We start from the raw sequence: 12378 nt of genomic DNA on the forward strand, positions 1-12378 counted from the left end.
TTTATTTTAAGCTTTCTATCTTATCAAACAGTTCCTTTCCTATCGTTTCTTCATATTCCTCATAAACCGGCTTTACTGCTTCTCTAAATGAATCCAAATCTGGATTTTCTTCAATTTCTATCTCCGTCTTTTTAAGGTCCTCCAACAGTTTTTTCTCATCCTCCATTGCTACTTTGCGTTCATAATCAACTGCTTCTGCAGAGGCTTCAGATACTGCCTTTTGCAGTTCTTCAGGCAATGTGTCGAATGTTGTTTTACTCATAAGAAAAACAGCAGCATCATAGTTATGGGCAGTTAATGTCAAATAGCTCTGCACCTCTTGAAATTTATTTAAATAGATTTGCGCAAGGGGATTTTCCTGGCCGTCGACCACTTTCTGTTCCAAAGCAGTATATAGTTCACCGAATGGAACAGGAACAGGAGTTGAGCCAAGAGCTTTAATGAATGAGATGTATGGAGGTGACTCCTGGACCCTCAATTTTAATTTCGCTGCATCGGCACTTGTCTTAATGGGTTTCTTATTATTCGTCATATGCCTCCAGCCGTTCTCCATATAGCCGAGGTTGATAAGGCCCCTGTTCTCTAAATCAGAAGCTATCTCTTTGCCGATCTCCCCATCCAGGACCCGAAAAGCATGCTCCCGGCTTTCAAATAAATATGGAAGGTTAAGCAAATTAAATTTAGGGGCGAAATTGGTTACTGGTGCTACTGAGCCAATATGAAAATGGATGGAGCCAATTTGCGCTCCTTCTATTTGGTCTCTTCCATTTCCTAATTGGCTGCTTGGAAATATATCGATTCTTATCCGCCCGTTAGATTTTTCTTCCACCAGTTCTTTAAACTTCAATGCCCCTTTGTGGTAAGGGTGAGTTTCCGTTTGAAGATGGCCCAGTCTCAAAACATATTCTGCATCCCGCTCTTTGCCATTAACATTGCTGGAGCAGCCGCTCACAAATATTAACAATAGGATTGATAAGATAGACAGGTATACTCTCATATAATTCGCCTCCCGCACTATATTGTAAGCCCTTACAAATACATGATTGAAAAACTGCTAATATCCTCAGATTTACCGCCGCCAGGTCTACACAAATAAGTTGTTAATATTGTTAATTGATTAGACTAAATTGATTTTCACTTAAAATTCCTCCTTTTTATTCACTAGCCTGCTGATCTATTAAAATCTTTATGGACTGACTTTTCTTAAAGGAGAATACTTAAGTTATGGTACAGTCACCCAACCACTATCCATATTCTATTTATAATTTTCTAAAAAATCAATACTTTCTAAATTTTTTTGTTTAATTTTTATATTTTTCTTGATAACTCTTTTTAAAAATGCTTAAATGAGATTATATTGGTTGGGTCTCCTGACCATTGGACCAATTTTGCGGAAAAGGAGGCAGAAGATTGAGCAATGCTGGAGCAACAAAACTGCATAAAGCAAAAACAGTTCCCCTTCACACAAGAAAAAAATTAAAACCCTAAAGCTGCAAAAGGGCTGGCTAAAAGGAGTCCTGCTAACTTTAATACTTGCTGTATTAGCTGGTTCCATAGCGAAATTGCCTGTTTTTTCAGTAATGGGAATTATGATTGTTTCCATACTGCTTGGCATGAGCTGGAAAGGAATAATGGATGTACCAGCCGATGCATCTGCAGGGATCACATTCAGCAGCAAGACTCTTCTTCGTGCGGGTATTATTCTGATGGGATTAAGACTGAATGTTGAACAAATCTTTGCCGCTGGTTTCTCTCTTATTATTGTCGATATCCTTGTAATCGCTTTCACTCTTGTCCTTATGATGTATATCGGAAAACTTCTCTCGATCGACCGCCATTTATCAGCACTGATTGCCGTTGGAACAGCAATATGCGGGGCTGCTGCCATAGTTGCTGTTGCCCCCTGATCCGGGCTAAAAATGAGTTTACTGCAATCTCCGTAGCTTTTATTGCCATTGTGGGTACTATTGTGACAATCATTTATACTTTTTTGTTCCCCGTACTGGGCCTGAGCCCTTATGATTATGGAGTTTTAACAGGGGCAACCTTGCATGAGCTTGCGCATGTCATTGCAGCTTCTGCTCCAGGAGGAGATGTGAGCAGTGATACTGCCATTCTGGTAAAACTGGGACGTGTAGCATTATTAATTCCTGCAGCGATTATACTTGGAGTGATATTTAATAAGAACAGCTTAAAGAAACAAAAAACAAGATTCAGAGATTTGCCGGTCCCCTGGTTCATCTTCGGCTTTCTGATTATGTGCCTGGTTAATACGGCTGGCATATTATCTGATAGAATGACCCAAATGCTGATCGCACTAAGTATCTTCTTATTATCCATGGCCATGGCAGGCTTAGGTTTAGGAGTTAATTATACTGAATTTAAAAAGTTAAACAGCAAGGTGATTTTTACTGGAACTTTCGGAGCTGCCGCCTTAGCAGCCTTGGGATTTTTAATCGTTTATTTCATTTAAAGCTGCCTATGAAGGCAGCTCTATTTACCTTTTTGAGAAAATTAAGATAGCGGTGTTGATTACTTGACCCGTTAATGATTTAATAAAATAGGTTGGGCCATTGAACCATTTTTCCTATATAAAAAGCCCATCAGTAAATTTGCTTGGAGGGGTATATTTGGACATTAATAGAAAAGGAATTTCGGAGCAGGTAGCCGATAGTATAAAGAAAAAGATCCACAATGGCGAATACAGAGCAGGTGAAAAAATCCCCGGCGAAAGAGAAATGGGGATGGAGCTTTCTGTCAGCAGAAATACAGTAAGGGAAGCCTATAAAATACTCGAAGCATATGGTTATTTAACCGCCAAACATGGAACAGGGGTCTTCGTCGCTTCTCCTGAGCAGCAGATACAAAAAATGACTGAAGCTTTTTTTGTATCCTCTGATCAATTTAAGGATTTCTTCTCCGTCAGAAAAATTCTTGAGGAATGGACAGTAAAATGGTCCATAGAAAATTCAAGCCCGGATCTTATTCAGCAATTAGATCAAATCCTAAAGGAAGCAAACGAAATTGTAAGCGGTGACCAGGATTTTGACCGTCTGGCTGAGTTGGACCATAAATTTCATATGACGCTTGCTGATCATTCAAATAATGTGGTTCTAGTAAGGATTATGCACTTTTTAATCGATCTTCTGTCAGAGTCACGTACAAAATCAATTAACATTCCGGGCCGTGCTTTAAAATCTGTCCAGGAGCACGAAAGGATTCTTGAGGCAATAAAACAGAACAACATTGAGTTGGCTCAGGAACGTATGATTGACCATATTGAAAGTGTAGAATGTTCGATTTCTCAAAATACATTATCCAGCTAAAAAAAGCTGTTATGGTGTTTATATGCCTCATCCAATTGGATGGGTCAATAATCACCATACAGCTTTTATTAAAGAGAAAGGCTTTTACTGGAATGATCAAGTGACCTTGCCTCAGGAAACGGGATATTGAACTTCTCCCCCAAATCTTTTAATTCCTGTTCAACATTGCCTGATAATTCAATACCTGTTAATAGCCTGCTGGCACTTTCTCTTTTTCTTCTTTCTCCCGGATAGCGTATTTCACTTACATCTGGTTTCTTAGGAACTTCTTTCATTTCCTGCAGCAGATTTTGAATAGAGGTAAAGAACAATGTTAAATCCATAAATTTTTTAATATCTAATAACAAAAAGAAGTGTCCAACATTCGCATTCTCTGTTTCATTGTCATCATAAAGATTTTTCACATGGGGACCAAATGCTGCTCCTGAAAGTACACCAGTTAATATCTCAACAGCAAGCGCGAGTGCAGCCCCTTTTGCTCCTCCAAGCGGTAATACAGACCCTCTTAAGGCAGCCGCCGGATCCTTGGTGGAATTCCCATCTACATCAATTGCCCAGTCACCCGGTATTTCATTCCCCTGCTTTGCGGCCAATATGATTTTCCCTCTGGCCACTATACTGGTTGATAAATCAATAATTACAGGCTGATCGTTGCCAGTTGGAAAGCCAAAGGCGATTGGGTTGGTGCCAAAGAAAGCTTCCTTCCCTCCCCAGGGTGCAATCCCTGGCGGGGAATTAGTAAAGCCTATACATGCGAGATTCTGCTCGCATGCCATTTGGCAAAAATACGCAGCAGTCCCAAAATGATTGCTATTACGAATTGCGATTGCTGCTGTGCCATTTTCTTTTGCAGCTTCCATGCCTTCTCTAATTGCCTTCCAGCTGACTACATGGCCCAGGCCATTATCGCCATCAATCTGGAGCACGGATGGGGCTTTTTTGTTACTTTTATATCCGGATTTACATTTATTCTTTTATCCATAAATCGTTTGGCATAAATGGGAAGTCTGCTGATCCCGTGGCTATCCGTGCCTTCTAGGTTTGCTTTTACCAGTGAATCCGCGACAACTTCATAATAATCTTTGGGCATTCCCATTTTTTCAAGAACTTTTTCACAGAATTCCTTTAGATCCGACTCATTATATGTGTTCATGTCTAAACTCCTTTTTTTGTACTCTCTTTAAAAAGGATTCTCCCTGCTCAAAAATGTGCAGGGAGAAATTGAATCAGGCGCTTCGGTATAGTTTTGTCATGACAAATTCACGATGTCCCAAAGCTTCAGCACTGGTCAAGCGGCCATTTACCGTGCGGCAAATAACTTCCATTAATTTGTCGCCTGCTTCTTCCAGGGAAATCTGACGGGACAATAATCCCTGTACATCTACATCAATATGCTCGCTCATTGTTCCTGCAGTTATGGGATTTGCGGTAATTTTCACAACAGGCTCAATTGGATTTCCGATAATGTTCCCCTGCCCTGTTGGGAAAAGATGGAGTACTGCTCCGCCAGCTGCCATTAACGTAATGCATTCTGCGGCTGCAGAAGAAGTATCCATAAAATACAATCCATTGCCATTATCTGGATTTTCTGCCGGATCAAGGACCCCAATTACTTCCTTTGTACCTGTTTTGGCGATATTACCAAGAGCCTTTTCTTCTATAGTTGATAGGCCTCCTGCAATATTTCCCTGTGTTGGCTGTGAACCTAGCAAATCTACTCCTTTGGATTCGATTTCACCAACATAATCTTCATAAATAGCCATAAACTTTTCATGAAGTTCAGGAGTTGCCATTCTTTGTGCGATTAGATGCTCCCCACCAGTCAATTCAGATGTTTCCCCAAAGAATACCGTCGCACCGGCATCAACCAGGCGGTCAACTGCCTGAGATACTGTTGGGCATGATCCCAGTCCTGTAGTCGTATCCGATTCCCCGCACTTAATGCTGATCGTTAAATCTTTTAGTTCAATCGGTTCTCTCTGCAGTTCAGATGCCCATTGAACATACTCTTTTGCTTTCCATGATGCTTGACGGATGGTTTCAAAGTCGCCATTTCCCTCGATAGAAAAATAGGATACAGGTTTGCCAGTTTCTGCAATACCTTCCGCGATCTTCTTGGACCAGTTTTCTTCAATGCCGATGACAATAACCGCTGCCACATTTGGATTTGAGCCGGTTCCTATCATTGTTCTGAAATGAAGATCAAGGTCCGGTCCATACTGGAGTCTTCCATATGCGTGTGGAAGTGCCATCGTTCCTTGAACTTGTCTTGCAACAGCCTCACAGGCAGCATTTGAGATATCATCAACAGGCAAAATGATGACATGATTGCGTATTCCAACTTTTCCATTTTCTCTGCGGTAACCCATTAGTGTATTATTCATTTCTACCACCTCGCCGTTTTAATATTATGAGTATGGACATAATCTCCTACAGCCCATTCTGTTGTAGTTAAGCCAATTTGAATTCCGTATTTTAAGACTGGCTGATTACTCTTTAAGTCTACTAATGAAATTTTATGCCCTAAAGGAATATCCCCACGAGACTTTACAGACACCTCAGAATTATCATCCATAAAGATTCCGATAACCTGTTCTCCTTCTTTTATTGGACTAGTCGCTACCCCTACATGATCTCCCTTATGATGAATTAAAAACTTATGTGTGCTAACCTCTTTAGACTCAGGAGAATGCGTGTCTGCCAGAGTTGTAGTTTGACTGTTATTACTCATTCAATTGCCTCCTTTTGTATTTGGTTGGGTGACCCAACCACTATTTATAGGTTAATTAAACCACTCCCAAATGTTAAAGTCAATTATTTATTTAAATTTTCGGAAACTTTTTTAAATTACACATAATGACGGCTGATTTTTCATAACCTTTGCTACTTCTTTTGCCACCAATAAGGAAGTTCTAATTTGTGATTCTTCAGTTAAACCAGCAATGTGCGGAGTAATAACAGCATTCGAGCATGTCAATAGTTTGTTCGACGGAAGGATTGGTTCTGTCTCAAGCACATCCAGAAACGCTCCTGCAATCGCACCATTGGTTAAAGCAGCTGCAAGATCACGTTCATTTATAATACCGCCTCGGGAGGTATTAATAATATAGGAAGAAACCTTCATTGATTGAAGTTCTGACTCGGAGATTAAATACTTGGTTGAAGGTGTAAGCGGAACATGCAAGGAAATAAAATCAGATTCAGCAAGCAGATCTGCTAATGATTCTATTATTTGAACCCCTGTTTCAGAAACAATGTGATCATAATCCGCAATAAAGGGATCATAACCAGCCACTTTCATTCCAAACGATATTGCTCTTTTAGCAACGCGATGAGAGATTTCCCTAATCCTATAAGGCCCAGCGTTTTACCCGCAAGTTCCATGCCGGTGTATGTTTTTCTATCCCAATTGCCGTTCCTGACATCATAATCAGCAAGATGAAGAGGCCGGGAAACACTTAACATGGCCATCATCACATACTCGGCCACCGAAGTAGCATTGGCATTTTTAGCATAAACCACTGGGATTCCCATTTTCTTTGCTGATGCTGTGTCTATATTATCAAGTCCAACTCCAAGCCTGCCTATAACCTTTAATTGAGGACCAGCTGCCATTAATTCCTGATCTGCAATTGTTTGATTTCTTACAATTAAACCATCGTAATTGTTAATTTTTCTTAATAATTCTTCACGGTTACTCCATAGATTCTCGTCATAATCCACTTGGAAGCCATTGTTTATTAACTCTTCAATTCCTTCTTTCCAGATTAATTCAGTAATTAGGATTTTCATTTTCTCAAGCTCCTTCCAGAATAAATGGTTAGGTGACCCAACCACTATAATTATTAAAACACCCCGGGAAGTTCGGTCAATGTTTTTAGAAAATTCTTTCTTTAAAATCAAAAACATCAGATTATCCTGATGTTTTTTTAAAGATGTTTATTTGCCGTTTTAAGCTGTTTGTTTGCAAGTTCATGCACTTTCTTTGCAAAATTTCCTATTAGTTTGCGAATACAGCTGCTTTTTTTGCTAGTATGCAATTTTATTTGCAGAGTTCACAATTCAAAAAAAGACCTGCTCAATCCACGAGCAGACCCCCTTTATATTATTGCTTCACATTCGCCATAATCGTATTTGGATCAAAGCCAATGACCCAATTGCCATTCACATTGATCTGCGGCACTCCCATTTGTCCGGTGGTTGCAACCAGTTTTTGTGCCTCTCGCTGGTCATTCTGCACATTAACCTCTTTATACTCCAGCCCTTTCTCATCCAGAAAATTCTTCACCATCGTACAGTAAGGACATGTATTGGTCGTATAAACCGTAATATTATTCATTTTATATTCCTCCTTCAGTAAAAAGACAATGCCAATGTTCTTTGACACTGTCTTTTTTATTACAATATCAATATCCCCTTAATCGGCTTCTTCAAACAACAAATCATTGCTTCTGATGGTCATCAGATCATGTTTGTCATAGCTGTTTTGCATTAATAGGCGCATGGCCTGTGCCCGGATTGATTTTTCAATGATATTCCGGATATAGCGCCCATTCGAAAAACTGTTTGGACTGAGATTATTTTTCACAAAGTGTAAGTGCTCTCTCAGCTTCTTTTCAGATTCGTGGCTTAATGTATATTCCCGTTCCTTCAGCATCCGCTCGCCGATTTCCATCAGCTGCTCAATCGAGTAGTCAGGGAAGTCAACAACCAGGGGGAACCGGGAATGAAGACCAGGATTCAGCGTCAAGAAGTGATTCATTTCTCTTGAGTAGCCCGCCAGTATCAGAATAAATTCATGCTGGCGGTCTTCCATATGCTTTACGAGAGTGTCAATGGCTTCCTTGCCAAAGTCTTTTTCTCCGCCTCTTCCTAAAGAGTATGCTTCATCGATGAACAGGATCCCGCCTATCGCTTTTTTCACCAGATCCCTTGTCTTCTGGGCAGTATGACCAATATATTCACCGACAAGATCAGCCCGCTCAGCTTCAATCAAATGGCCTTTTGACAGTACATTCATTTTTTGAAAAAGCTTGCCTATTAATCGGGCAACCGTTGTTTTACCGGTGCCGGGATTGCCTTTGAACATCATATGCAATGCCTGCTTTCCAGCTTTGAGACCGGCTTCCTCCCGCTTTTTATTCACATAAATCCACGCATAGATCTCCTTGATCATTTTCTTCATCTCTTCCATTCCCACAAGAGCGCCAAGTTCTTTTTCAATTTCTTTCAGAGCTGTATGCTCAGGCGGAATGGCTTTTGGAGCCGCTTGGGATTCGGGAAGCTCTTTTGTGTATGTTTTTCTCTTTTGTGAATTGAGCACGATGCTGATCTGTCCGTTATTCTTCAGGCGAATCGGCTGGTCCAAAAGCTATCACCTCACATTCTTAGCACAGTATACGCATAGAAGTAATCGTTGTGACAAAAGCCTATATGCATCCGCGAGATTACGGTTATTAGGCTAAAATCCGACAAGTTCCCGTGCGTTTCAGCAATCACTGATGCAGGAGTGTCGGTTCATGCGGTTTCCCGAGAAATAAGGTGAAATTTTCACCTCTTCGGGCTTTCCTCCGCTTTAGATGCTGCTGATACCTGGGAGCATACTGCCTGTTCATGGGAAACAAGGCCAGCAGTCAGGCTCCCTCATATCTACAATAAATTCTCATATCTATATGTATTCAGCCAACCTCCATTTCATTAAAAATATTTATGCTGTCTTTTCATAAGAAAATAGCCCGCTTCAATCAAAGCGGGCTTTTCTTCTGAATGTGCAACTTTTATATTATTGCTGGTTTTCCATATCCAGCTGAACATTGCGCTGTGGAACGAAGGTAGAAATGGCATGCTTATAAACGAGCTGCTGCTTGCCTTCTGACTCGAATAATACCGTGAAATTATCAAAGCCTTTGATTTGGCCTCTAATTTGGAATCCATTTAACAAAAATACAGTACAATTAATATTATCCTTGCGTAGCTGATTAAGAACCTGATCCTGAATATTGATTGCTGATTTCATTATAATCCTCCTCTTTTATCTCTATCATTATGTATTCGATTTTATTTTCAGCTTTCCTTCAATATGAGCAGAAATTTCAGCGAATTTTTTCAAACTCATGAGGGTCGGCTGTATCGGACATATCAAACCATTCCACATTCATCTTGTTTCGAAACCATGTTAGCTGCCTTTTTGCATATCTTCTTGAATTTTGCTTCAGATTTCCTACGGCATCCTCCAGTGATACACGTCCATTAAAGTATTCATACAGTTCTTTATATCCGATGGCCTGTATGGACTGGCAATCCTTTAATCCCAGATCATACAGGGCTCTCACCTCTTCAAGCAAGCCTTCCTTCATCATGATCTCAACCCGGAGATTGATGCGTTCATATAAGGTATCCCGGTCCATGGTCAACCCAATCAGCGCCGTATCATAAAGAAGTGCTGGATCCTGATTCTCCTGATACTGAGACATCGTTTTCCCTGTGCAATGGTAAATTTCCAATGCCCTGACCACTCTTCGAATGTTATTGGGGTGAATTTTTTCCGCACTTTCAGGGTCTATGGCCAAAAGCTCCTTGAAAAGGGCATCGTTCCCTTCACTTTCTGCGCGTTCCTCCAAAGTTTTTCTGAATTCTTCATCTGAAGGGGCATCAGAAAATTGGTAATCATAAATAACGGATTGAATATACAATCCAGTGCCTCCAACGATCATTGGAAGTTTGCCTCTTGAAGTGATCTCTGTGATTTTGCTGCGGACCAGTTCCTGAAATTCAGCTGCCGAAAAGGGATCTTCAGGATTTTTGATGTCAATTAGATGATGCGGAATTCCTTCCATTTCTTCTTCTTTAATTTTTGCCGTGCCGATATCCATGCTTTTATATATTTGCATAGAATCTCCGCTGATGATCTCAGCATTAAATCTTTTCGCCAGAAGAATGCTTAATTTTGTTTTTCCAACAGCTGTAGGGCCAATCAGCACTGCAAGCTTTTCTTTTTCACTCATCTGTTCACTGCCTTTACTGACATTCTAATTATTATCCCTACCATATAGCAGGAAAATTTTTCAGGTATCATCTTACCATTCTTTTTATAAAAACAGAACATTTATGCATTATGAACAAGTTTCACCTTTCCTATTCGACAAGTTTCCTAAAATTTTCTTATAAAATTACATTTTATTAACGATTCCATAACAAACAAAGGGTAACCCCCAAAATCATGTTAATTTATTAGAAGGTTATATTGTTACAATATAAATTTGAAATTGGGTGAAGAATTCATGTTAAATACATCTGAAATTGGAATTGACTTAGGAACTGCTAATATACTTGTATACAGCAAAACAAAAGGCATCATCCTTAATGAACCTTCTGTAGTAGCAATTGATACAGAAACGAAAAAAGTGTTAGCTGTTGGTAAAGAAGCAAAGGAAATGATCGGGAAAACACCAGGCCGCATCGTTGCCATCCGTCCGCTCAAAGACGGGGTTATTGCCGATTATGACACCACTACTGAAATGCTTCGCCAGGTTATGCGAAAAGCATCGAAAAAAGTAGGATTTGCAATCAGAAAGCCGAATGTCGTTGTTTGTACGCCATCTGGTTCGACAAGTGTTGAAAGAAGAGCCATCCATGATGCTGTCCGCAATGCGGGGGCGAAGAAAGTACATCTGATCGAAGAGCCTGTGGCAGCAGCAATTGGTTCAGGAATGCCTGTCGATGAGCCTGTCGCGAACGTGGTTGTTGACATTGGCGGCGGCTCAACAGAAGTAGCCATCATCTCTTTCGGCGGAGTGGTAGCCTGCAATTCCATCCGGATTGGCGGCGACAGACTTGACGATGATATTATTCAATATGTACGTAAAGAATACAACGTTCTGATCGGAGAGAGAACAGCCGAACATATTAAAATGGAAATCGGCTACGCGCTGGTTGACCATGAAGAACTGACAATGGAAGTGCGCGGCCGCGACCTTGTTACCGGCCTGCCTAAGACGATTACTCTAACTTCCTATGAAATCCGTGATGCAATCAAAGAATCATTGCTTCACATTCTTGAAGCAATCCGCGCAACATTAGAGGACAGCCCGGCTGAACTCAGCGGAGACATCGTAGACCGAGGTGTGATTCTTTCCGGCGGAGGTGCCCTTTTAAACGGCATGCAGGAATGGCTTTCACAGGAAATTGTAGTCCCTGTACACCTTGCACCTAGCCCGCTTGAATCTGTAGCGGTTGGAACAGGAAAAGCCCTGCAATTTATTGATAAGCTGCATACGGCAGTGAGATAAGCTATAAGAAAAGCATCCATTCCGCGAAATGGATGCTTTTTTGTTTTGTATATTGACATTTTGAGCGAAATAAAGTTTTATGAGCGAAAAAAGAAAAATTATGGGCCAAACACCACTTAGTTTACATAATAAAATTATCGTCGTCTATGAATAAAAAAACGCCGAACCACTCTGGTTCAGCGTCGTTCTTTTCTACATTACCCTCTTAAACATTTTCTCCATCTCATAAGTGGAGTAATCAGACTATATAATAGAAGAAAATAAAAGAAATCAAACATTGATATATTGATATTTTTACATTCTATTCGATATATAAAGAAGTGAAAATATGGGCAAAGATGGGCAAAAAGTGGGTAGAGTTAAATCAGACTTTCCAATACCCTATTGCTTCCGGCTGGGATCGAACCACCGACCTCTCCCTGTCAAAGTGGCAAACAGTCACGGAAGCAATAAAGTTATTAAGAAAATCCTTACATATTAAGGCTTCAGCAGGAATGAAGTATGTTCTTGTAGGTTTAAAACGGAAAGTTGTTGACCGTTTTCGTAAACAATTCGTCAAAACCCCATAATTTAGACCTCTCTTGCAAATCCTGAATAATACATAATTACAGTTGCCTAATAAAGATGTTCTAATGGTAAAGTTAATTAATGACATAGACTGCCTCCTAAGCTGTAGGTCGTGAGTTCGAATCTCGCCTGGGACGCTACAAAAGAAAAGCGCGAAACCCATATACATCAAGGGGTTCGCGCTTTTTATTTTATTC

Annotated in this window: 9 protein-coding genes and 4 pseudogenes; 4 read left to right on the plus strand and 9 right to left on the minus strand. The window is 40.3% G+C overall.

From position 1 onward, the window contains the following. Position 1 precedes the first annotated feature (1 nt). On the minus strand, positions 2-997 hold the full coding sequence (locus tag M5V91_RS11180) for a TRAP transporter substrate-binding protein (RefSeq protein WP_019381823.1): 996 nt from the start codon (positions 995-997) through the stop codon (positions 2-4). A gap of 565 nt (positions 998-1562) precedes the next feature. Between M5V91_RS11180 and M5V91_RS11185 the strand changes: the two are divergent. Together M5V91_RS11185 and M5V91_RS11190 are read left to right on the plus strand one after the other, a co-directional pair. Continuing rightward, a pseudogene (locus M5V91_RS11185) lies at positions 1563-2473 on the plus strand (YeiH family protein). A gap of 157 nt (positions 2474-2630) precedes the next feature. After that, positions 2631-3326: a FadR/GntR family transcriptional regulator gene (locus M5V91_RS11190; RefSeq protein ID WP_009330577.1), complete on the plus strand. Its 696-nt coding sequence runs from the start codon at positions 2631-2633 to the stop codon at positions 3324-3326. 68 nt (positions 3327-3394) lie between these two features. Here the strand turns inward: M5V91_RS11190 and M5V91_RS11195 are convergent. From M5V91_RS11195 to miaA, 8 genes and pseudogenes are all read right to left on the minus strand, one after another. Continuing rightward, positions 3395-4479, minus strand: a pseudogene (locus M5V91_RS11195) (Ldh family oxidoreductase). Between the two features lie 73 nt (positions 4480-4552). Beyond that, positions 4553-5710 carry a UxaA family hydrolase gene (locus M5V91_RS11205; RefSeq protein ID WP_009330580.1) on the minus strand — a complete coding sequence of 386 codons (1158 nt, stop codon included), beginning with the start codon at positions 5708-5710 and terminating at the stop codon, positions 4553-4555. A 2-nt stretch (positions 5711-5712) separates the two neighbouring features. Beyond that, positions 5713-6057 carry a UxaA family hydrolase gene (locus M5V91_RS11210; RefSeq protein WP_251175376.1) on the minus strand — a complete coding sequence of 115 codons (345 nt, stop codon included), beginning with the start codon at positions 6055-6057 and terminating at the stop codon, positions 5713-5715. A 111-nt stretch (positions 6058-6168) separates the two neighbouring features. Beyond that, positions 6169-7235, minus strand: a pseudogene (locus tag M5V91_RS11215) (hydroxyacid dehydrogenase). A gap of 196 nt (positions 7236-7431) precedes the next feature. Continuing rightward, on the minus strand, positions 7432-7665 hold the full coding sequence (locus M5V91_RS11220) for a glutaredoxin family protein (RefSeq protein WP_009330583.1): 234 nt from the start codon (positions 7663-7665) through the stop codon (positions 7432-7434). A gap of 78 nt (positions 7666-7743) precedes the next feature. Beyond that, positions 7744-8694 carry a stage V sporulation protein K gene (gene spoVK / locus M5V91_RS11225; RefSeq protein WP_251175374.1) on the minus strand — a complete coding sequence of 317 codons (951 nt, stop codon included), beginning with the start codon at positions 8692-8694 and terminating at the stop codon, positions 7744-7746. Positions 8695-9108: 414 nt separating this feature from the next. Next, on the minus strand, positions 9109-9342 hold the full coding sequence (hfq, locus tag M5V91_RS11230) for an RNA chaperone Hfq (RefSeq protein WP_009330585.1): 234 nt from the start codon (positions 9340-9342) through the stop codon (positions 9109-9111). 27 nt (positions 9343-9369) lie between these two features. Next, a pseudogene (gene miaA / locus M5V91_RS11235) lies at positions 9370-10330 on the minus strand (tRNA (adenosine(37)-N6)-dimethylallyltransferase MiaA). Between the two features lie 276 nt (positions 10331-10606). On the opposite strand from miaA, the gene mreBH reads away from it, so the two are divergent. Next, positions 10607-11614, plus strand: coding sequence for a rod-share determining protein MreBH (gene mreBH / locus M5V91_RS11240; protein ID WP_009330587.1), 1008 nt, complete (start codon positions 10607-10609; stop codon positions 11612-11614). Positions 11615-11952: 338 nt separating this feature from the next. After that, positions 11953-12183 (plus strand): hypothetical protein, encoded by a 231-nt coding sequence (locus M5V91_RS11245; RefSeq protein WP_284522130.1) that lies wholly within the window; start codon positions 11953-11955, stop codon positions 12181-12183. Positions 12184-12378: the final 195 nt, after the last annotated feature.

This window comes from Cytobacillus pseudoceanisediminis (assembly GCF_023516215.1).
Classification (GTDB): domain Bacteria; phylum Bacillota; class Bacilli; order Bacillales; family Cytobacillaceae; genus Cytobacillus; species Cytobacillus pseudoceanisediminis.

Coding starts and splice junctions, on each gene's coding strand:
- M5V91_RS11180 (WP_019381823.1), bottom strand. CDS start 997: ATGAGAGTATACCTGTCTATCTTATCAATCCTATTGTTAATATTTGTG.
- M5V91_RS11205 (WP_009330580.1), bottom strand. CDS start 5,710: ATGAATAATACACTAATGGGTTACCGCAGAGAAAATGGAAAAGTTGGA.
- M5V91_RS11210 (WP_251175376.1), bottom strand. CDS start 6,057: ATGAGTAATAACAGTCAAACTACAACTCTGGCAGACACGCATTCTCCT.
- M5V91_RS11220 (WP_009330583.1), bottom strand. CDS start 7,665: ATGAATAATATTACGGTTTATACGACCAATACATGTCCTTACTGTACG.
- hfq (WP_009330585.1), bottom strand. CDS start 9,342: ATGAAATCAGCAATCAATATTCAGGATCAGGTTCTTAATCAGCTACGC.
- mreBH (WP_009330587.1), top strand. CDS start 10,607: ATGTTAAATACATCTGAAATTGGAATTGACTTAGGAACTGCTAATATA.
- M5V91_RS11245 (WP_284522130.1), top strand. CDS start 11,953: ATGGGCAAAAAGTGGGTAGAGTTAAATCAGACTTTCCAATACCCTATT.